This window comes from Faecalibacterium sp. An121 (genome assembly GCF_002160915.1).
Classification (GTDB): domain Bacteria; phylum Bacillota; class Clostridia; order Oscillospirales; family Ruminococcaceae; genus Faecalibacterium; species Faecalibacterium avium.
This window is the reverse complement of record NZ_NFLM01000007.1, coordinates 46,598-66,419: the sequence shown is the minus strand read 5'-3', so window position 1 is coordinate 66,419 and position 19,822 is coordinate 46,598. Positions and strand designations below refer to the sequence as shown.

Annotated in this window: 20 protein-coding genes; 11 read left to right on the top strand and 9 right to left on the bottom strand. The window is 61.6% G+C overall.

What is annotated here, in order from left to right:
* Window positions 1-31 precede the first annotated feature (31 nt).
* The 10 genes from B5E66_RS05585 to B5E66_RS05540 all read left to right on the top strand — a co-directional run bounded on the left by B5E66_RS05585 (window position 32) and on the right by B5E66_RS05540 (window position 12,497).
* Window positions 32-1,267 carry a homoserine dehydrogenase gene (locus B5E66_RS05585; RefSeq protein ID WP_087229806.1) on the top strand — a complete coding sequence of 412 codons (1,236 nt, stop codon included), beginning with the start codon at window positions 32-34 and terminating at the stop codon, window positions 1,265-1,267.
* An 18-nt stretch (window positions 1,268-1,285) separates the two neighbouring features.
* Entirely contained in the window at window positions 1,286-2,191 is a 906-nt protein-coding gene (gene thrB, locus B5E66_RS05580) for a homoserine kinase (RefSeq protein ID WP_087229803.1), read from the top strand.
* Between the two features lie 75 nt (window positions 2,192-2,266).
* Window positions 2,267-3,466 carry an aspartate kinase gene (locus B5E66_RS05575; RefSeq protein ID WP_087229800.1) on the top strand — a complete coding sequence of 400 codons (1,200 nt, stop codon included), beginning with the start codon at window positions 2,267-2,269 and terminating at the stop codon, window positions 3,464-3,466.
* Window positions 3,467-3,697: 231 nt separating this feature from the next.
* Entirely contained in the window at window positions 3,698-4,528 is an 831-nt protein-coding gene (locus tag B5E66_RS05570; RefSeq protein ID WP_087229797.1) for a M15 family metallopeptidase, read from the top strand.
* 42 nt (window positions 4,529-4,570) lie between these two features.
* Window positions 4,571-5,851, top strand: a complete 1,281-nt coding sequence (locus B5E66_RS05565; RefSeq protein ID WP_087229794.1) for a M16 family metallopeptidase — start codon at window positions 4,571-4,573, stop codon at window positions 5,849-5,851.
* Window positions 5,844-7,139 carry an EF-P 5-aminopentanol modification-associated protein YfmH gene (yfmH, locus tag B5E66_RS05560; protein ID WP_087229790.1) on the top strand — a complete coding sequence of 432 codons (1,296 nt, stop codon included), beginning with the start codon at window positions 5,844-5,846 and terminating at the stop codon, window positions 7,137-7,139. Before B5E66_RS05565 ends, yfmH begins: the two co-directional genes overlap by 8 nt.
* A 4-nt stretch (window positions 7,140-7,143) precedes the next feature.
* Entirely contained in the window at window positions 7,144-8,223 is a 1,080-nt protein-coding gene (gene lgt / locus B5E66_RS05555) for a prolipoprotein diacylglyceryl transferase (protein WP_087229787.1), read from the top strand.
* 312 nt (window positions 8,224-8,535) lie between these two features.
* The gene (locus tag B5E66_RS05550) at window positions 8,536-9,363 is read left to right on the top strand and encodes a PRD domain-containing protein (RefSeq protein WP_087229784.1); all 828 of its coding nucleotides are present in this window, start codon (window positions 8,536-8,538) and stop codon (window positions 9,361-9,363) included.
* 88 nt (window positions 9,364-9,451) lie between these two features.
* Entirely contained in the window at window positions 9,452-11,065 is a 1,614-nt protein-coding gene (locus B5E66_RS05545; protein ID WP_446718505.1) for a PTS transporter subunit EIIC, read from the top strand.
* Between the two features lie 22 nt (window positions 11,066-11,087).
* On the top strand, window positions 11,088-12,497 hold the full coding sequence (locus B5E66_RS05540) for a glycoside hydrolase family 1 protein (RefSeq protein ID WP_087229781.1): 1,410 nt from the start codon (window positions 11,088-11,090) through the stop codon (window positions 12,495-12,497).
* A 63-nt stretch (window positions 12,498-12,560) separates the two neighbouring features.
* On the opposite strand, the gene B5E66_RS05535 is transcribed toward B5E66_RS05540, so the two are convergent.
* The 6 genes from B5E66_RS05535 to B5E66_RS05510 are packed head-to-tail and all read right to left on the bottom strand — an operon-like array spanning window position 12,561 to window position 16,415.
* Window positions 12,561-13,130, bottom strand: a complete 570-nt coding sequence (locus tag B5E66_RS05535; RefSeq protein WP_087229778.1) for a hypothetical protein — start codon at window positions 13,128-13,130, stop codon at window positions 12,561-12,563.
* A 14-nt stretch (window positions 13,131-13,144) separates the two neighbouring features.
* On the bottom strand, window positions 13,145-14,104 hold the full coding sequence (locus B5E66_RS05530; RefSeq protein WP_087229775.1) for an NTF2 fold immunity protein: 960 nt from the start codon (window positions 14,102-14,104) through the stop codon (window positions 13,145-13,147).
* A gap of 46 nt (window positions 14,105-14,150) precedes the next feature.
* Window positions 14,151-14,399, bottom strand: coding sequence for a hypothetical protein (locus B5E66_RS05525; protein WP_087229772.1), 249 nt, complete (start codon window positions 14,397-14,399; stop codon window positions 14,151-14,153).
* A gap of 9 nt (window positions 14,400-14,408) precedes the next feature.
* Window positions 14,409-15,410: a hypothetical protein gene (locus B5E66_RS05520; RefSeq protein WP_087229769.1), complete on the bottom strand. Its 1,002-nt coding sequence runs from the start codon at window positions 15,408-15,410 to the stop codon at window positions 14,409-14,411.
* Window positions 15,379-15,699: a hypothetical protein gene (locus B5E66_RS05515; protein WP_242958103.1), complete on the bottom strand. Its 321-nt coding sequence runs from the start codon at window positions 15,697-15,699 to the stop codon at window positions 15,379-15,381. The genes B5E66_RS05520 and B5E66_RS05515 overlap by 32 nt, the downstream gene beginning before the upstream one ends.
* 14 nt (window positions 15,700-15,713) lie before the next feature.
* Complete coding sequence (locus B5E66_RS05510) at window positions 15,714-16,415, bottom strand: hypothetical protein (RefSeq protein WP_087229766.1); 702 nt, start codon at window positions 16,413-16,415, stop codon at window positions 15,714-15,716.
* A 601-nt stretch (window positions 16,416-17,016) separates the two neighbouring features.
* Between B5E66_RS05510 and B5E66_RS05500 the strand changes: the two genes are divergently transcribed.
* Entirely contained in the window at window positions 17,017-17,436 is a 420-nt protein-coding gene (locus B5E66_RS05500) for a YjdF family protein (RefSeq protein WP_087229760.1), read from the top strand.
* Between the two features lie 56 nt (window positions 17,437-17,492).
* On the opposite strand, the gene hypE is transcribed toward B5E66_RS05500, so the two are convergent.
* From hypE to B5E66_RS05485, 3 genes are read right to left on the bottom strand one after another with little or no spacing between them, the layout of a single operon-like run.
* Window positions 17,493-18,494, bottom strand: coding sequence for a hydrogenase expression/formation protein HypE (hypE, locus tag B5E66_RS05495; RefSeq protein WP_087229757.1), 1,002 nt, complete (start codon window positions 18,492-18,494; stop codon window positions 17,493-17,495).
* A gap of 12 nt (window positions 18,495-18,506) precedes the next feature.
* On the bottom strand, window positions 18,507-19,607 hold the full coding sequence (gene hypD / locus B5E66_RS05490; protein ID WP_087229754.1) for a hydrogenase formation protein HypD: 1,101 nt from the start codon (window positions 19,605-19,607) through the stop codon (window positions 18,507-18,509).
* Window positions 19,594-19,815 carry a HypC/HybG/HupF family hydrogenase formation chaperone gene (locus B5E66_RS05485; protein ID WP_087229751.1) on the bottom strand — a complete coding sequence of 74 codons (222 nt, stop codon included), beginning with the start codon at window positions 19,813-19,815 and terminating at the stop codon, window positions 19,594-19,596. The genes hypD and B5E66_RS05485 overlap by 14 nt, the downstream gene beginning before the upstream one ends.
* Window positions 19,816-19,822: the final 7 nt, after the last annotated feature.

The window sequence follows — 19,822 nt, the reverse complement described above, 5'->3', positions numbered from 1 at the left end:
TCACGCAAGGATAGGAGCGAGGGCAAGACTTATGGCTAAGATCGCAATTTTAGGGTTTGGCACCGTGGGCAGCGGCGTGTACGAGGTATTGCAGCACAACGCCGCAAGCGTTGCACGCCGCGCCGGCGAACCGGTGGAAGTCAAATACATTCTGGATGTGCGGGATTTCTCGTCCCGGCCCGACGGCCATCTGTTCGTCAAGAACATCGATGTGATCCTGGCCGACCCTGAGGTCAAGGTGGTGGTGGAGACCATCGGCGGCACCCGCTTTGCCTATCCCTATGTCAAGCAGGTGCTGGCCAGCGGCCGCAGCGTATGCACCTCCAACAAGGAGATGGTGGCCACCTATGGCGCCGAGCTGCTGGCCTTGGCCAAAAGCCATGGCTGCGCCTTTTTGTTTGAAGCTTCGGTGGGGGGCGGCACCCCTATCATCACCCCCATGCACCAGTGCCTGGCGGCCAATGTCATCACCGAGGTGGAGGGCATCGTCAACGGCACCACCAACTTTATGCTGACCAAGATGGCCCGGGAGAACATGAGCTTTGACCAGGCCCTCAAGATCGCCCAGCAGCTGGGCTATGCCGAGACCAAAGACCCCGGCGACGATGTGGACGGCCGGGACGCCTGCCGCAAGATCGCCATTCTGGCCTCTCTGGTGTGCGGCCATCACATTTACCCCCAGAACATCCCCACCCGGGGCATCCGGGACATCACGGTGGCTGACGTGCAGGCCGCGGGCAAGCTGAACTGCGTCATCAAGCTGATCGCCTGGATGAAGCTGCTGCCCGGCGGCGAGGTGGCCGCCGGCGTGGAGCCCTGCCTGGTGCCTCGCTCCAACCAGCTGGCCGGCGTGGATGATGTGTTCAACGCGGTCAAGGTGCGGGGCGATATGCTGGGCGACGTGGTCTTTTACGGCAAGGGCGCAGGCAAACTGCCCACCGCCAGCGCAGTGGTGGCCGACGTGGTGGACGCCCTCAAACGCGGGGCCCGCGTCCACGATACCCTGTTCTGGCAGCCCGCCGCCCCGGCGGAAGGGATGCTCACCGACCCGGCCCCCGCGGCATACTATGTGCGTGTGGAGGGGGCCGCCCCGGCGGTGGTGCAGGCCATTTACGGGGAAGGCCAGCTGGTGGCGGAGCAGTATGACGGCTGCGCTTACCGGGTGGCCCGGGCCGACGGTCCCGCCTTGGAGGCGGCGGCCGGCAAGATCCAGGCGGTGGGAGGCAGCGTCCGGCTGGTGCTGCGCCTGCTGCCCGAGGAAGAATAAAGAGGGGAGGGCCCGCAGATGAAGATCAAAGTATCCGTCCCGGCCACCAGCGCCAACGTCGGCGCCGGCTTTGACGCTTTGGGCCTGGCCGTGACCCTGTACAATACGGCTGTATTCGAGGAGAGCGACCGGCTGGACATCTCGGCGGCCGACGGCACCCGCATCCCCCGCAACGAGACGAACCTCATCTACCGCTCGGCCAGGATGCTGTTCGACCGGGTGGGCAAAAAGATGCCCCCCCTCAGGATCGTGCAGACCAACCCCATCCCCATGGCCAGGGGCCTTGGCTCCTCCTCCGCCTGCATCATCGCAGGGCTGCTGGGGGCCAACCGGATGCTGGGGGATGTGCTGAACACCCAGGAACTGCTGACCCTGGCCACCGCCATCGAGGGCCATCCCGACAACGTGGCCCCGGCTCTGCTGGGCGGCCTGACGTCCAGCGTGTTTGAGGGGGGACAGGTCTACTCGGTCAAGCGGGACGTGGACCCCAGCCTGTGCTTTGCGGCGGTGGTGCCCGACTATAAATTGCTCACCGAGGCGGCCCGGGCGGCCCTGCCCGCCCAGGTGCCCCACAAGGACGCGGTGTACAATTTGTCCCGGGCGGCCCTGCTGCCCGCGGCTTTCTGCGACGGACGGCATGACCTGCTGCCCATCGCCACCGAAGACCGCCTGCACCAGCCCTACCGCATCCCCCTGATGCCCGGCTCCAAAGAGGTGTTCGCCCTGGCAAAACAGTGCGGGGCCCTGGCCGTGTATGTGTCGGGGGCGGGCAGCACTGTCATGGCGGTGGCCGAGCGCAGCGGCGCAGAGGCCTTCTATGCAGGGATGGAACAGGGACTGGAAGCCCTGGAGGGCCTGGACGGATGTGAAGGGTTCACACTGCTGCGCCTGGATGCCGACAACACCGGCGCCACAGTGGAATGACCAAAGTAGAGGGAAGCTGGAAGCAAGACCCCCTGCCTTTGGACAGAGGATGAGAAAGAGGAGAGTGACAAGTATATGGCGTTGATCGTACAGAAGTTCGGCGGGTCGTCCGTGCGGGACCGCGAGCGCATTTTCAACGTGGCGCGCATCGTGGCCAATACCCACAACGCGGGCAACGACGTAGTGGTGGTGGTGTCTGCCCAGGGCGATACCACCGATGACCTGATCGCGAAGGCGGCGGAGATCACCCACAACCCCTCCGCCCGGGAAATGGATATGCTGCTGGCCACCGGCGAGCAGATCAGCATCGCGCTGCTGGCCATGGCCCTGAACGAGATCGGCTGCCACGCCACCAGCCTGACCGGCTGGCAGGCGGGTTTCCGCACCAACCGGGCCTACACCAAAGCCCGCATCACCCGGATGGAGACCGAGCGGATCACCTCGGAGCTGGCCCGCAACCGCGTGGTGGTGGTGGCCGGCTTCCAGGGCATCAACAAGCTGGACGATATCACCACCCTGGGCCGGGGCGGCTCGGACACCAGCGCGGTGGCCATTGCCGCAGCCCTGCACGCCGACCGCTGCCAGATCTACACCGATGTGGAGGGCGTGTACACCGCCGACCCGCGCAAGGTCCGCAATGCCCGCAAGCTGCCCGAGATCACCTTTGACGAGATGCTCGAGCTGGCCTCACTGGGCGCGCAGGTGCTGAACAACCGCAGCGTGGAACTGGCCAAAAAGTACAATGTGGAGCTGGAGGTGCTCTCCAGCCTGAATCCGATGCCCGGCACACTGGTTAAGGAGGTTGCAAAGGATATGGAAGGTATGCTGATCAAGGGTGTTGCAAAGGACACCGACGTCGCCGTCATCACCATCATGAATGTGCCCGACGAGCCCGGCATGAGCTTTAAGATCTTCGGGATGCTGGCACAGAAGAACATCAATGTGGACATCATCCTGCAGTCCACCGGCCGCGACGGCAAGAAGGACGTCATCTTCACCTGCTCCCAGGGGGATGCGCCCGTTGCCATGCGCGCCCTGAAGGAGAGCGCCAAATTCAACCAGGTCAGCTGTGACAACAGCTACGCCAAGGTATCCATCGTGGGCGCCGGTATGCAGAGCCACAGCGGCGTGGCCGCCAGTATGTTCGAGGCCCTGGCCAACAACAACATCAATATCCACATGATCTCCACCAGTGAGATCAAGATCTCCTGCATCATCGACAGGGAAGAAGCGGACCGCGCCGTCAGCGCCATCCACGACAGCCTGTTCGACTGAACCTGAAAAAGCCCCCGGCCGCCCGCTGTTGGCGGCCTTTTTTGTGCCCGGCGGGGTTTGTCCATGGTTTTTTCACCCTTTCCGCCGTTTACACGGGCCGGGAAAAGCGGTATACTAAGACGTATCTGAGAGCTCCGTGCGGCGTTACCGGGGGCTGTCGGAAATGCAGAGGGGCCGCCCGGCCCGCCAGCGGCGCAGGGGCAAACCTCAATACCAAGTGATGGAGCGAACATGGAACAAAAACAGCAACCTACGGCGCAGCCCTCCCGGCCACGCCTGACACGCCAGCAGTGGCTGGCCCGCCGGCGGCGGCGCAGGCTGCGCCTGATCCGCAACTGGATCCTCTTTCTGTCGGTCTGTGGGCTGGCGGTGGGCCTGATGACCGGGCTGATCTTGTGGGTGCTGCCCCGCGTCAGCCGCCTGCTGGCCGGACGGCAGGAGTTCACTGCCCCCAGCTATGATCTGAGCGGCTATGTCTTTGACGGGAGCGACCCCTATCTGGCGCTGGTCAACAACAACCTGCCGCTGGAGCAGGCGCAGGAGCCCGCCCTGGCGGTGGCCGACGACGCCACCGGCCAGCAGCTGGAGACTGCCGCCGCCGCGGCCTACCGGCAGATGGCCCAGGCCGCCGGAGAGGTGGGGGTCCATCTGGTTCTGGTGGAGGGATACCAGGACCAGCAGCGCCGGCAGGAACAGTTCGACGCCCGCAAACAGGCTTATCTGGACCAGGGGATGACGGAGGAGGAGGCCCAGGCCCGGGCCTCGGCCATCGTGCCCCAGCCCGGCTGCAATGAGAGCGGCACCGGCCTTGCCGCCGATATCCTGTCGGAGGAGTACGATTCGCTGGACACCGGCTTTGAAAACACCGACGCTTTCCAGTGGCTGCGGGCCTACGCCGCCGACTACGGCTTTATTCTGCGGTGGCCGCAGGATTGCCAGGCTGCCACCGGCATGGTGTACCAGCCCTGGCACTGGCGGTATGTGGGGGTGGAGAACGCCCGGGGCATCGCCGCCAGCGGCCTTTCGCTGGAAGAATTCCTGGCGGTCAACCAGCTGAGTTGACCCACTTTGCGGCCCGGAACCCCCGGGCCAGGAGGACACAGATTGGAACGTAAACAGCTTGCACCTGGGGTGCATCTCTCGTATGACCCGGCCGAAAAGCTCAACCGCTGCCGGATCAGCATCCATTTTACCTTTCCCGCCCGGCGGGATACCGCCACGGCCCACGCCCTGCTGCCCCTTGTGATGGAGCGGGGCTACGCGGGCTGCCCCGACATGACCGACCTGACCAAGCGCCTGGCCCGGCTGTATGGGGCTGACCTGACGGTGGACGGCCGCCCCATGGGGGCCAACCGCAACCTGTGCATCAGTGTCAGCGGCATCAAGGACCGGTTTGCCCTGGCCGGGGAGGACCTGTGCGGGGCCTATTTGGAGCTGGCGCTGGGGGTGGCCTTTCACCCCTGCATCCGGCAGGGCGCCTTTGACCCGGAGGCGGTGGCCATCGAAAAGCAGATGCTGCGCCAGTCTCTGGAGGACGAACTGAACGACAAACGCCTGTACTGTATGCGCCAGGCGGCCCGGGTATTTTATGGGGACAGCCCCATGGGCATCCGCCAGGAAGGCTATCTGGAGGAAGTGGAGGGACTGGACGGCCTGGCCCTGGCTCAGGCATACCGGGAAATGGTGGACAGCGCCGCCATCGAGGTGATGGTCCTGGGCTGCACCCCCGGCCAGGCGCAGCGGGTGGAGCAGGCTTTTCTGGCCGAGCTGGCCGCCGTCTGCCGCCGGCCCCGGGCCGTGGCCCCCTTTATGGCCATGCCCCGCCAGCAGACGGTACATAAGACTGAGTATTTTGACATGGTGCAGGCCAAGCTCTGTATGGCGTTCACCCTGGGCCGGCCCATGGATCTCAAGGAAATGGCCGCTTACAGGCTGGCCATGGCCTTGTATGGGGGGAGCGTCACCAGCCGGCTGTTCCTCCATGTGCGGGAACGGGATAACCTGTGCTACTACTGCTCCTCCTCGTTCCAGAGCTTTACGGGCAGCATGACCGTCAACAGCGGGGTGGAGCCGGGCAACGCCGCCCGGGCGGAGGAGGCCATCCAGGAAGAACTGGCCGACCTGTGCACCGGGCCCATCACCCCCCAGGAGCTGGAGGACTGCCGCCGGGGCCTGATCGCCGGACTGGAAGGGGTAGAGGATTCCCTGGGCGGCCTGGAGAGCTGGTATGCCATGGAGATCATCCGGGGCGGCCCCATCACCACGCCGGCCCAGGCCCGGGCCGACCTGGCCGCCGTCACGGAGGACCAGGTGCGGGCGGTGCTGCGCCGGTTCAGCCTGTCGGTGAGCTATCTGCTGACACGGAAGGAGGGGCCCTATGTCTGACCATCTGCGCGCTGTGCTGGACTGTGCCGGCAACCAGCGCTATCTGCTGCCCTCGGGACTGACGGTGCTGGTGCGGCCCATGCCGGGCTACGCCGCCGCTCATGCCATCGTGGCGGCCCGCTTCGGCTCCATCGACGTCCATTTCCGGCTGGGGGATCAGGAGCTGACCCTGCCGGCCGGTGTGGCCCACTACCTGGAGCACAAGATGTTTGAAGACCAGGAGGGGGACGCCTTTGCCAAGTTCGCCCGCACCGGGGCCAACGCCAATGCGTTCACCAGCTTTGACCGCACCTGCTACTATTTCACCGCTACCAGCCAGGTGGAGGAAAGCCTGGACGTGCTGCTGGAGATGGTGACCCATCCCTATTTCACCCCCGAGACGGTGGCCAAGGAGCAGGGCATCATTGCCCAGGAGATCAAAATGTACGAGGACAGCCCCGACTGGAGGCTGATCACCGAGCTGTGTCAGTGCCTGTACCACAGCCATCCCATCCGCAGCGACATCGCGGGCACCTGCGAGAGCATCGCCCGCATCACCCCCGGGATGCTGTACGACTGCTGCCGGGCCTTTTACGCTCCTTCCAATCTGGTGCTGGCGGCCGCGGGCAATATCACCGCCGAACAGGTGCTGGAAGCCTGCGCCCGGGCCGGGCTGGATCAGCCCGCCGCAGCGCCGGCGGCCCAGCGGATCTGGGCGGATGAACCCATGACCCTGGTGCAGACGGAAAAGACCCTGCATATGGCGGTGGCAAAGCCCTGCTTTGGGGTGGGATTCAAGGAGGAACCCCTGGCCCCCGGGGACGGGCGCACCGAGGCGCTGTACGACCTGGTGCTGTGCTGCCTGTGCGGAGGAATGTCGGGACTGTACCGCCGCCTCTACGACCAGGGACTGGTCAATCCGGGCTTTGGGGGAGAAGTGCTGCGGGTGGACGGGTGCTGCTGCATCCTGTTCACCGGGGAGAGCGACCAGCCCGACACCGTCCGGCAGCTGCTGCTCGAGGAGATCGAGCGGATCCGCAGCCAGGGGGTGGGCCGGGAGATCTTTACCCTGTGCAAAAACGAAAAATACGGCCAGCTGGTGGAAAATCTGGAGAACGTGGAGGACGCCGCCAGCCAGATGGCGGACTTCGCCCTGCTGGGGCAGACGGTGGCCCAGCAGATCGAGATGCTGGCCGGCTTGACCGCTGAGGACGCCGACCGGGCCATGCAGGGGATCCTGCGGCCCGAGCGCATGGCCTATGTCAAGATCCTGCCTGGCGATGCCGGGGCGGGAACAGAGGAGGAATGAGACAATGTCGAACCTTGTTACTTTCCCGGGGCTGGGATTGAGCTTTGAGGTCAACCGGGTGGCCTTTACCATTGGCGGCATCAATATCTACTGGTATGGCGTGCTGATCGCCTTGGGCATCGTGCTGGCGATCCTGTTCGCCTTCCGCCACTGCACCGAGTTTGGGATCGATGGGGACGGTCTGACCGACGTCGTCGTTGTCGGCGTGATCATGGGCATCCTGTCGGCCCGGGCCTATTATGTGGCCATGGCGCCCTTTTCGTACGACAGCATCTGGGATATGCTCTCCATCCGGGACGGCGGCCTTGCCATCTACGGCGGCATCATCGGCGCGGTGGTCTTTGGTTCCCTGGGCTGCAAATGGCGCAGGCTGCCGGTGCTGCCGGTGCTGGACCTCACGGGCATATGCTTCCTGATCGGCCAGTGCATTGGCCGCTGGGGCAACTTTGTCAACCAGGAGGCATTTGGCTGCAACACCACCCTGCCCTGGGGGATGTACAGCGCCGCCACCGAGGCATACCTCAGGGGCAGCACCGTCACCGCCCCCGCCGGGGTGACCATCGACCCCACCATGCCGGTGCACCCCACCTTTTTGTATGAGAGCCTGTGGTGCCTGGTGGGCTTTGTGCTGCTGCGGCTGTATATGAAGTACCGCCGCTTCAACGGGGATATGGCCCTGCTGTACGCCATCTGGTATGGCGCCGGCCGCTTCTGGATCGAGGGACTGCGCACCGACAGCCTGCTGCTGGTGCCCTCTCTGGGGCTGCGCGCCTCCCAGCTGCTGGCGGCCGTGGCCGTGGTGGGCGGCCTGATTGCCGAGGTGATCCTCAGCCGCAGGTACCGCAACCAGGCTTTGATGGTCCATCTGGCCGTCACCGCCGACAACCGCAAGCTGCAGCGTCAGGTGGCCAAAAAAGAGGGGATCGCAATGGACGCCGTGGTCCTGCCGGTGGAGGAAGCCTACGCCGCTTTGCCCCGCAAGGAGTTCCTGACCCGCACCGCGGCCTACAATGTCCGCATCAAGGAGATGCTGGAGGCCCGGCTGCAGGATGGCGCTCCCGGACAGGAAGAAGCTGAAAACTGATCCCGCAGGCCGCCTGTCCTGGCTGGCCAGAACTGGGTCCCGACCGTGCGCATCTGCCGCCCGGCCGGGACCTTTTTGTCTGTCTGTGCTGTCTTACAAAAATACGGCGGCTTTTTTGTGCTCTCTGCGAATGGACGCCGGGCGGCAAATGTGGTATCCTTCTTGCAGAAATCGAGGCGTTACTCCCCGGAGGCGCTACTTGCACACTTCTTTTCCCTTACATCCAGGGGCGGAGTGTTGTGGTAGGCTGCTTCAGGGGCTTTTTCTTTGTCTGCAAAAGGCTGCTGGGTTGGTTGGGGGGAAAAGTGCAAAGTGCAAATCATCAAAAAGATCAACAACAACGCGGCCCTTGGTCTGGACGGCAGCGGAACCGAAGTGGTGGTGCTGGGCAAGGGGATCGGATTTCCCGATATGCCCTATGAGCTGACCGATTACAATGCCATCCAGCGGACCTTTTACGATATGGACCCCCGCTATGTACAGATGGCGGCGGGGATCCCGTCGGCGGTGCTGGAGGCCAGCGCCGATATTGCCGAGCAGGCGGAACTGGAGCTGGAGTGCGAACTGAGCCCCAACCTGCCGTTTACCCTGGCAGACCATCTGAACTTTGCCGTCGAGCGGGTGAAAAAGGGGATTGCCCTGGCCACCCCTTTGTCCTATGACGTGCGCCACCTCTATCCCAAAGAAACAGCTCTGGGGGAAAAGGCGCTGGATATCCTGGAACAGTATACCGGCACCCGCCTGCCCGCCTATGAGGCCATCAATGTGGCGCTGCACCTGATCAACGCGGGCAGCGAGTCGGGGGATATCCACTCCATGATGATGGCCCTGAAGATCACATCCGATGTGGATAACATCATTGAAAAGGAACTGCACATCACCCTGGATAAGGACAGCTTTCAGTATTCCCGCTTTGCCATGCATCTGCGGTATCTGATCCAGCGCCTTTCCACCGGCAAACAGGTGGAGGACCAGGGGGTGGGCCTGCTGGGCCAGATGCGCAGGGAGTACCCCGAGGTGTACGCCTGCGCCAAAAAAGTGGTGGAGTACTTTGCTTCCACCTGGGACTGGCAGTGCAACGATGAGGAGCTTTTGTACCTGATCCTGCACATTTACCGGGTCCAGCAGAAAAACGACTGACAGGGCCGCTTGGCCTTGTCCCCAATTTTGAATGGATCGGGACGGCAGCGCGCGCCGGCCTGATGCAGATACAAAGGAGAGATTCGCCTTGGATCAACAGCAGTTTTTGCAGCAGCTCTATCCCCACTTGGGCGGGTATGCCAATGTCGGCCGGTGGCAGGCCCGGGGCGGCGAGCTGTACATCACCGTAAAAGACCGCAGCATGGTGGATCTCGAATCCATACGCAGTGTGCCGGGGGTCGCCGGGGCCCAGCTGGGCCGCAGCCGCCTGTGCATCACTGTCAGCACCCTGTATCAGGAGGAGTTACACATGGCTAAAAAAGAAAACTACGATGAGCTTGCCAAAAAGATCATCGGTCTGGTGGGCGGAGAGGGCAACATCTCCAATGTGACCCACTGCGCCACCCGTCTGCGCTTCAACCTGAAGGACGAGAGCAAGGCCGACACCGATGCCATCAAGGGCACCCCGGGCGTTTTGGGCGTGGCCTCGGCCAACGGGCAGTATCAGGTCATCATCGGACCGGAGGTCACCCAGGTGTATGAGAAGCTGACCGCCAAACTGGGGGACATGGGTGCGCCCGCAGCCCCCGCCGAGGAGAAGAAGGGATCGGTGGTCAGCCGTCTGATCGACACCATCACCGGTATCTTTACCCCCATCCTGCCGCCTCTGACCGCCGCCGGTATGCTGAAAGCGGTCCTGGCGGTCCTGGTGGCCTTCAAGCTGGTCAGCAGTGATTCCAGCACCTACCAGGTGGTCAACTTCATGGCGGATGCCACCTTCTACTTCCTGCCCATCCTGCTGGCCAATTCCGCAGCCAAAAAGCTGGGCTGCAACCCCTACCTGGCCATGATGCTGGGCGGCATCCTGATCCACCCCAACTTTGTCAGTATGGTATCGGCCTCCCAGGAGAGCGGCGTGGCCATCACCATTTTCGGGCTGCCCATCTACAATGCCACCTATTCCTCGTCGGTCATCCCCATCCTGCTGGGCGTGCTGCTGATGTCCAAGGTAGAGCCTGTGGCCACCCGCATCTCCCCCAAGGCCATCCGCTTCTTCACCGCGCCCCTCCTCACCATGTTCGTGGTGGGCATCGCCACCCTGTGCGTGCTGGGCCCCATCGGCTACATCATCTCCAACATCCTGGCTTCTGCCATCAACGGCCTGAGCACCATCGCCCCCTGGCTGGCTCCCACCATCATCGGCGCGCTGCTGCCGTTCCTGGTCATGACCGGTACCCACCACGCCCTGACCCCCATCGGCATCAACAACCGTATGACCATCGGCTTCGACACCATCATCTATCCGGGCCAGCTGGCTTCCAACATTGCCCAGGGCGCCGCTGCGCTGGCTGTCTCCTTTAAGACCAAGAACACCGAGCTGAAAGAACTGACTTCGTCCACCGGCATCACCGCGGTCTGCGGCATCACCGAGCCTGTGCTGTACGGCGTCACCATGAAGATCCGCACCAACATGATCGCAGCCATGGCCGGCGGCGGCGTGGGCGGCTTCTTTATGGGCCTGGTGAACACCAAGAACTATTCCGGCGGCTCCCCGGGCCTGCTGACCCTGCCCAGCTACATCGGCCTGGATGCCCCCATGAGCAACTTCTATTTCGCCTGCGCCGGCGCGGCGATCGCCTTCGTGGTGGGCTTTGCAGTGTCCTACATCCTCTACAAGGACCCCGAGAAGGAAAACTCCTGACAGAAAGGGCGTGAGACCAGGTATGTATTTCCCGAAAAACTTTTTGTGGGGCGGCGCCACGGCCGCCAACCAGTGCGAGGGCGCCTACGATGAGGACGGCAAGGGCCTGTCCATCCAGGACGTTCTGCCCAAGGGTTTCAAGGTGATCACCGACGGCCCCACCCCCGACAATCTCAAGCTGCGCGGCATCGACTACTATCACCGCTATAAAGAGGACATCGCCCTGTTTGCCGAGATGGGCTTCAAGGTGTACCGGTTCTCCATCGCCTGGAGCCGTATCTTCCCCACCGGGGAGGAGGACCGGCCCAACGAGGCGGGCCTGCAGTTCTACGACCGGGTGATCGACGAGTGCCTGAAATACGGCATCGAGCCGCTGGTCACCATCAGCCACTACGAGACTCCTCTGGCCCTGGCCAAAAAATACAACGGCTGGAGCAGCCGCATCCTGATCGATTTGTACCTCAAATACTGCCGGGTGCTGTTTGAGCGGTACAAGGGCAAGGTGAAGTACTGGATCACCTTCAACGAGATCAACTCGATCCTGCACCAGCCCTTCATGAGCGGGGCCATCCTGACCCCCAAGGACCAGCTGAGCAGCCAGGACCTGTACCAGGCCATCCACCACGAGCTGGTGGCCAGCGCCCGGGCGGTGGAGATGGCCCATCGCATCGACCCGGCCTGCAAGGTGGGCTGCATGATCCTGGCGGTGACCATCTATCCGCTGACCTCCAATCCCGACGACATCATCGAGGTGATGCGCCTGGACGACGAGAACTACCTCTTTGCGGACGTACAGGCCCGGGGCGCCTACCCCTATTTTGCCGCCCGTCTGTTTGAGGAGAAGGGGGTCAGGCTGGAGATCACCCCTGAGGACCGGGAGGCGCTGACCCACACGGTGGACTTTGTCAGCTTCAGCTATTATTCCAGCAACTGCGCCTCGGCCGACCCCACCAAGGGAGAGCCCACCGGCAGTAATATGACCACCAATCTCAAACGCAACCCGTATTCCAAGGTCAGCGAATGGGGCTGGCAGATCGATCCCCAGGGCCTGCGCTACACCCTGAACCGCCTGTATGCCCGGTATCAGAAACCCCTGTTCATTGCCGAGAACGGCCTGGGAGCCAACGACACCCTCATCCCCGACGGCCGCGGCAGCTTTACGGTGGAGGACGACTACCGCATCCGGTACATGAACGACCATCTGGTGCAGGTCAGCGAGGCGCTGCACGATGGGGTGGATGTGATGGGCTACACCGCCTGGGGCTGCATCGACCTGATCTCCTGTTCCACGGCCGAGATCAAAAAACGCTACGGCATGATCTATGTGGACCTGAACAGCGACGGCAGCGGCACCCTGGCGCGCTACCGCAAAAAGAGCTTCGGCTGGTATAAAGAGGTCATCGCCTCCAACGGCGAGAGCCTCCAGAAATAAACAAAATGCAAAAAGGCGGCTGCACCCGAGCGGGGTGCGGCCGCTTTTTCATTTTTGATTCTCTTAATAAGCAGAGCTTGTAATTTCAAAGCTAAAATTCATATCTGCATTTATGGTGACTTCTTCATTTGTGGCTGGTTGTATCAAAAACTCAAATGTAGGTTCATAGTCCCCGTCCTGCAAGGTCTCTCCGCCCAAAATCTCGATACGGTACCAGCCATTCGCAAGCGCAAGGATCGGCTTGTTATGCACTTTATAATAAGAAATCAGATCGTTCACCTTTTCAGGCGTGAACTGTTTCAATACCGGCCATGTAAACAGCAGCAGGGTATGATGAGCTACTTTGAGAAAATAGCCGCTTTTCCGAAACTGCAATCGGTTCTTTTCTTTGCACAGTTCCGGCCTGTCAGCAGAGAGGTTGAACAATATGGTATAGGGATAGTTCTCAATGCCGGTCATGGGGATCACGATCCCTTCGGCAAACGCCCGGTCGCCGCTTTCGTTTGTGGTAAACTCCATCGCTAAATCATCTGAAAGATGATTTGCCTGCTTCCAGTCCTCCAGCAACAAAATGTCACCAAGGAGAAAATAATTAACAAGATCGTTTAATACTTCCGTAAACCGATATAGCATCCATTATGCCTCCCTTACAATCCTGTCCGTTGCCAGCCGTCCAGCCGCTCCTGCACCGCGTCAATCATCCAACCCTCGCCCACGCGCTTCATGAGAAAGCGGCGGTCAAAGCCGATGGCTTTCTCCCGGGTGTAGATGTAGAGCTTGTTCCGGGTGATCTGTTCCGCGTCCAGAAACTGCTCCCCGTTGTAGGTGCCCTGGGCGCTGTACGAGAGGCCCAGAGGCCGGTAGCCGGGGCGGGGCTTTTCGCTCACATACTTCTCCCAGATTGCCAGCAGGCGAGGCGCAGCCTCGGCATCTTCAAACCCGGCCTGCTCCATGTACTGCTCCCATTCCGTCATCTCGGCAAAGAAAGCGGAAAGCACCCTGCGGCATTCCTCCGCCGCCTGTTCGTCCAGCTGGACGGGCTTTTTGGCCTTTTCCCGCTGAAGCTGGAAGAAGTGTTCCATCTGCTCCTGGGTGAATTGTACATGGGACACCGGCTTGATGTAGTTGTTGCCGGTGATAGCCAGCAGGCCCTCATAGGTCACAGCAGTATGGTCAATCCAGATATGGGAGAGCTTGGGGATGGAGGCCGCCTGGCGCAGCCCGGCATCGTCCAGCCCGGTGTGGTCAAGGGCCAGCAGATCCAGCTTACAGCTTTGCAGGGCGGACAGGCCGCTTCCATCAATCCTGGCGTTTCCGGTCAGCAGTAGGATACGTAGCTTGGGCATAGCAGAAAAAACAGGGAAACAGGCGTCGGTGAGCGCGCCGTCTTCCACACCGAAGTTGGCCATGCTTTTGTGCCCGGCAAAGGGTGCAAGCAGTTCATCGGTCACCGGATAGCCTTTCACATGGAAACCCGCCAGGGGGTAACCGGCCAGCCGCTCCATGATCTCTGCGGTCAGCTCCGGGACTTCCAATTGCTTCTCTTTGTCGAAGGTCAGGAAACCGTTTTCCCAATCCGCTGTCCGCGCCCGTTTTGGCCATTCCATAGCTTGCCTCCTTGCTCCTGCGTTCGATCTGCTGGGAAATCTCTTCTCAAATATCCCAATCTATGAAATCTTCATGGTCCAATGCAAAGCGCTGATACAAGCGCTTCAGATGTTCCTGCTCATCCCGTGAGAGCTTCGCCCCGTTTTCATACCGCAAAGTGTCGGCATACAGGATAAACCCATTCACTTTTCCGGATGAAGCCCGAAACTCACCATTTCCAATCATGGCAGCATCCCCACATTCAAATGTAACCGAAGAAGAAGTGGTGTGGATTTTCATAATTGCTTCGATCATTTGGCAATATCACCCCGCGTCTCCGGGTTGACCCATTTTCCACCCGGATGTCTGCACCCGGATCACGGGCCGGCAGAAGTCATAGTCGCCGTTCAATTCCTTGTCCTCCTGCACTTCCGGCTTGCAGTGAGGGGAACAGGGCAGGTAGCCGAGAAAAATTCCAAGTCCGCCGCAGATGTTGCAGCCGCCGTCGCCGCCGCAGGTGGTAAACGCATCGGCTTTCACCACCTCCCGCTTATAGGGATCGTAGGCGATGGACAAGCCGAAGAAGTTGGGCTCCTCCATGTCGTAGGACTTGCCCTGATCTTCCTCACTTTCAAAGTGATGCAGGTGCATGGAGTAATCCATCCCATCCCCCCAGGGGAACAGGGTGCGGCACCCGCCGCCGCACAGGTAGGCCCACTCGTCCGCCGTAGGCAGCGAAAGTCCCTGCTGTTCCAGCCCGGCAAGAAGCGCATCGTGGTCTGTGCGGTTATAGATCCAGATCTGAAAGCCGTTTTTCATCCGCTCAATGCGGGCCGACTGATGCAGGGTCAGGCTGTCGAGATCGCTCCAGGCGAAGTCCCGGAACTTCTTCAGCCAGTCCGGATGGGCGGTCACTCTGGGATCGGACATCTTGACCGGCTCCCAGCAGAGCTCCTCCAGCTTTCGCCCCACCAGCATGGGGCCGATGGTCGCCTGGCGCACGGGGGCCATGACCGCCCGGACCAGCTCCTCCGGGGCCTGTTCGATCTCCCATTCCTGAAACAGATCGTCCAGCTCCTTCCGGCTGTCGGGATCCAGCCCCACAGCGAACCGTTCCCAGCCCAGGGTGACGGTATCGCCGGGGACAAAGACGAACTCCCGGCCGTCTTTCTCAAACAGACCGGTGGTACAGCTCTGCCCCCACCGGTCAAAGGTATGCAGGCCCAGAAAGGTCATTTGATAGCGGGCGGCCAGGCTTTCCATCAGCGCCTGCTTCCCGGCGGCATCCATCCGATCAAATGCGGGGCGGAACCAATTCTCGTTCATAATAAGACCTCTTTCCATTTGCTCCGGCAGACTGTGATTCCTTTTCCACAAGGCGAACCGCCTCCGTCAACAACTTGGGAAGCTGATTTGTTTCTGTCGTTTCATACTGCTGGACTGGATTCGCCCAATCGAAGTTATGAATGACAGAAATGATGTATCTGTCCTGATATCCGCCCATATCCAGCAGAAAGCAGTTCGGATATTCCACTTGCAGCATATCTTCTTTTCGCGTGGCATCCAGAAAAATGACCTTTCCAGTGTCAAAATCCATCTTTGACCAGACTTGCACGGCAAAATTCCTCCTCACGATTCTCCGAAATGCTCCAGATATAACTCTCGCACGGAATAGGGGCCTACAAGAGTCTTTTTCTGTCGGCCATCCCAGGAATACACATGAATTTTGCCACCATCCCCAATGTACCGCTGTTCCTCAAAGGGTGCGGGAAAGGGGAAGCTTTCTACGATGCTCCAGTCGATCTTGGGCTTCAGCCCATCAAACTCCTCGCGCTTGAGCCTTTTGAAATTGAACACCAAGGCCGCTCCAATGCCATCGAAAAGCAAATCTGCGTATTCTCTGGGGGTAATATTCTCGCTCACGTTGGCAGCTTTGATGTCCACATTCAGAACCTTGTCACCGCAGTTTGTCCATATTTTATTGGGAGAGAACCAGGTAGTCCGATCCTTGCCGCCTGCAAAGTCCTCGCGGAAATAGCTTCTGTTGGCGCTGTCCATCTCGACCCCTTCCCGAAGCAAGCCGTTGTATGAGGAAAGCGGAAAATACCGGTGTTTTGCCGGGTCAAATTGGCCAAACGCAATGTCCAACAGATACCCATGCTTCTCACTGCGCATAAGCTTGTGTGGCTTCACAATGTTTTCTTCGATGAAACTCCAAATGTACTCATCCACATGAATAGATACACGAGGGCGACTGAATAATGTGATTTTGTAGTGATCCTCTCTGTCCATTCTCTCTGTATTGAACCAAATACGATAAATTTTAACCATAGTTATCCCCTCGCGTAATTTCTGCCAACGACACTTCTGTTTCCGCCTAAAAAAGCAGTTCACCGAAAAACAGTCTGAGAACCACGGCAGATAATGTTTCAAGCTGTGGCTTGCTGAGTTGATATGGTGTTCTTCCAGATACCGCAGAACCTTTCGGTTGTCCCGCACGACATTTCATTCTGCGTGATCCGGCGCAGGGCGTAAAAAGGCCGCATAAAACCAGACTGTATCCGGAGCGCAGATACAGGCCCTTCGAACAGAAAAGATCGAAAGCCGGAGAAAAGTTCGGCGTCGAATGGCAGAGGAAAGGCGTTCATGCAAAACCTCTTCTATGGATGGCTGGATACGATCATTATACCACAAATCCCGGCAAAAGGGGATGAGGAGGAAAATATATCAGCATGAGAAAGAGCCGGTGGATTGGATGGAGAGCCGGAAGGCGGCTTGCAAACCAGTCGATGGGCTGGTATAATAAAATACATTCAGAATAAGAGCGAAGCAGAAAACACAGTCCCGGCTGGTAGTCCGGGCGCAGCGCATGCTGTCAGTAACCCTCCTCCTCGGTCGTCCATTCTTCGCCGTACAACGAGGAGTGTTTGCCATGCAAAAAAATCTGTGTTCGCTGACCGTCTTTTTTGAAGACCCCTTCTGGGTGGGCATCGTCCAGCGGACGGACGGCGCCCGCCTGGAAGCCTGCAAGATCACCTTTGGCCCGGAACCCCGGGACGGTGAGATCTATGCCTTTGTGCTGGAAAACTGGGGGAAGCTCCGGTTCAGCCCCGGAGTCCCGGATGACGGCCCGGGCGAGAAAAAATGGAACCCGAAGCGGATGCGGCGGGCTGCCCGGCGCGAACTCCAAAGGCGCGGGACTTCCACAAAGGCGCAGACGGCCCTCCAGCTCCAGCGGGAACAGGCAAAGCAGGAACAAAAACAGACGCTGCAAAAGGAACGGGAAGCCGAGCGGGAGCGCCGGTTCCGGCAAAGACAGCAAAAGAAAAAGAAAAAACACAGCGGAACATAAAGAAACGTGGAGGCCACCTGTGGGCCTCCACGTTTTTGTTGGAGCGGGCAAAAGGATCAGCAGATGCGGGGGAGCTGCGCCCCGGTCAGTTTGCCGAGGATGCGGCTGCCGCCAAAGCTGTTGCGCAGTACCACCTGGCCGGGCCGTCTGGCGGTGACCCGGCCGATTTGGGCCGCGCCCTCGCCGCCGGGCACCGCTTGCAGCGCCGCCAGGACGGCAGAGGCCGACTCGGGGGCGCAGACTGCCAGCATCCGGCCCTCACAGGCGGAATAAAGGGGGTCCAGGCCCAGCAGGCTGCAGGCGGCCGCCACAGGCGGGTCCACCGGGATGGCGTCTTCCTCCAGCTCGATGCACAGGGACGAGCCTTCGACAAATTCGTTCAGGGTGGTGGCAACGCCGCCGCGGGTGGGGTCCCGCAGCATCCGCACCCCGCCGGCCTCCAGGGCGGCGGCGCTCAGCTGGTGCAGCGGACGGCAGTCGGACAGCAGGGCGCCCTCGCAGGGCAGGTCCCCGCGCGCCATCAGGACGGCTGCCCCATGGCAGCCCACGCTGCCGCTGACCAGCACGACGTCCTCCTCCCGCAAAGCGCCGCGCCCCAGGCCGGGAGCGCGCAGCACGCCTACGCCGGCGGTGTTGATGTAGATGCCGTCGCCCCGGCCATGCTCCACCACTTTGGTGTCGCCGGTGACGATCTGCACCCCGGCCTGCCGGGCGGTCCTGGCTGCCGAGTCCACAATGGCCCGCAGATCGTCCAGGGCAAAGCCTTCCTCCAGGATGAGGGAAAAGCTCAGATAGTGCGGGACGCCCCCGGCCATGCACAGGTCGTTGACGGTGCCGCAGACGGCCAGCTTGCCGATATCCCCGCCGGGGAAGCGCCAGGGCGACACAACGAAACTGTCGGTGGAAAAGACCGGCGGGCCGTCCAGTGCGGGCAGCACGGCGCCGTCCCCCAGCTGGCTGAGAGCGGTGTTGGCGAAGGCCGGCACCAGGATCTCGTCGATCAGCTGCGCGGTTTTCAGGCCGCCGCTGCCATAGTCCAATGTGATGATATCCTGCATGATCTACCTCTCTTAAGCTTCCCTGTATTTCCACGCCGCCGCGCAGGCCCCCTCTGAGGACACCATGCAGGGCCCCACCGGGTCGGCAGGGGTGCAGGCGCGGCCAAACAGGGGACAGTCCTGCGGGGCGCACACCCCGCGCAGCACCGCGCCGCAGCGGCACCCGGGGGTCTCGGCCTCCGGCGCCGGCGTGAATCCGAATTTTTTGGCTGCGTCCCAGGGGGCAAAGGCGGGCCTGAGGGCAAGGCCGCTGGCCGGGATCTCCCCCAGGCCCCGCCACACGCTGGAAACCGGCTGGAATACCTGCTCCATGGCGGTCCGGGCTGCGGGATTGCCGGCGCTGCGCACCAGGCGGGTATACTCGTTTTCCAGGGCAGGGCGGCCTGCGGCGTGCATCTGCGCCAGCCGCCAGACGGAATAGAGGATATCCCCGGCCTCAAAGCCGCTGACCACGGCGGGCAGGCCATATTCTTCGGGCAGGAAGGAGAAGGCCTCCGCCCCGGTGATGGCCGCGACGTGCCCCGGGCACAAAAAGCCGTCCACCTGGAAGTCCGGCGCCTCGATCAGGGCACGCAGGGCGGGCTCGGTCCGCTTGAGCAGGCAGAGCACCGAAAAGTTGGAGATGCCCTCCTCGGCGGCAGCCAGTATACAGGCGGCAGTGCCGGGGGCAGTCGTCTCAAAGCCCACCCCCAGAAAGACGACTTCCGCCGAAGGGTCGGACCGGGCGGCGGCCAGCGCGTCCATGGGGGAATAGACGGTCAGGACCTTCGCGTCCAGGGCACGGCGCCGCAGCAGGGTGTTCCCCCGGACGGTGCCGGGCACCCGCAGCAGATCGCCGTAGCTGGCGATGACTATGCCCGGCCGCCCGCTCAGCTCCAGCACCGCGTCGATGGCGCCGGCCGGCGTCACGCAGACCGGGCATCCCGGCCCGGACACCAGCCGGACCCCCGGCGCAAGCAGGCTGCGCAGCCCCGCCTGGGCGATGGCCATGGTGTGGGTGCCGCAGATCTCCATGATGCGCAGGGGCCGCGGCCCGGCTGTCAGGCCGCGGATGGCGTCCACCAGGGCGGCGGCGTTTTTGGGGCGGCGGAAGGCCGCCTCACTCGGCGGCATCGATGGCCTCCTGGATGCAGGCCAGGTTTTCTTTGGCCTGCTGTTCGGTCAGCTTTTCGATGGCAAAGCCGGCATGGACCATCGCGTAGTCGCCGGGCTGGATGCCGGGGACAAAATCGACCCGCAGCTTCTGGGTCAGCCCGCCGGCCTCGCCCACGGCCTGCTTGCCTTCCACCGACAGGATCTTGAGGGGTACGGCCAAACACATGGTGTTT

Excerpts from the sequence above, each read along its gene's own strand:
- B5E66_RS05585 (WP_087229806.1), top strand. The coding sequence starts at position 32 with ATGGCTAAGATCGCAATTTTAGGGTTTGGCACCGTGGGCAGCGGCGTG.
- thrB (WP_087229803.1), top strand. The coding sequence starts at position 1,286 with ATGAAGATCAAAGTATCCGTCCCGGCCACCAGCGCCAACGTCGGCGCC.
- B5E66_RS05575 (WP_087229800.1), top strand. The coding sequence starts at position 2,267 with ATGGCGTTGATCGTACAGAAGTTCGGCGGGTCGTCCGTGCGGGACCGC.
- B5E66_RS05570 (WP_087229797.1), top strand. The coding sequence starts at position 3,698 with ATGGAACAAAAACAGCAACCTACGGCGCAGCCCTCCCGGCCACGCCTG.
- yfmH (WP_087229790.1), top strand. The coding sequence starts at position 5,844 with ATGTCTGACCATCTGCGCGCTGTGCTGGACTGTGCCGGCAACCAGCGC.
- lgt (WP_087229787.1), top strand. The coding sequence starts at position 7,144 with ATGTCGAACCTTGTTACTTTCCCGGGGCTGGGATTGAGCTTTGAGGTC.
- B5E66_RS05540 (WP_087229781.1), top strand. The coding sequence starts at position 11,088 with ATGTATTTCCCGAAAAACTTTTTGTGGGGCGGCGCCACGGCCGCCAAC.
- B5E66_RS05535 (WP_087229778.1), bottom strand. The coding sequence starts at position 13,130 with ATGCTATATCGGTTTACGGAAGTATTAAACGATCTTGTTAATTATTTT.
- B5E66_RS05530 (WP_087229775.1), bottom strand. The coding sequence starts at position 14,104 with ATGGAATGGCCAAAACGGGCGCGGACAGCGGATTGGGAAAACGGTTTC.
- B5E66_RS05525 (WP_087229772.1), bottom strand. The coding sequence starts at position 14,399 with ATGATCGAAGCAATTATGAAAATCCACACCACTTCTTCTTCGGTTACA.
- B5E66_RS05520 (WP_087229769.1), bottom strand. The coding sequence starts at position 15,410 with ATGAACGAGAATTGGTTCCGCCCCGCATTTGATCGGATGGATGCCGCC.
- B5E66_RS05510 (WP_087229766.1), bottom strand. The coding sequence starts at position 16,415 with ATGGTTAAAATTTATCGTATTTGGTTCAATACAGAGAGAATGGACAGA.
- B5E66_RS05500 (WP_087229760.1), top strand. The coding sequence starts at position 17,017 with ATGCAAAAAAATCTGTGTTCGCTGACCGTCTTTTTTGAAGACCCCTTC.
- hypE (WP_087229757.1), bottom strand. The coding sequence starts at position 18,494 with ATGCAGGATATCATCACATTGGACTATGGCAGCGGCGGCCTGAAAACC.
- hypD (WP_087229754.1), bottom strand. The coding sequence starts at position 19,607 with ATGCCGCCGAGTGAGGCGGCCTTCCGCCGCCCCAAAAACGCCGCCGCC.
- B5E66_RS05485 (WP_087229751.1), bottom strand. The coding sequence starts at position 19,815 with ATGTGTTTGGCCGTACCCCTCAAGATCCTGTCGGTGGAAGGCAAGCAG.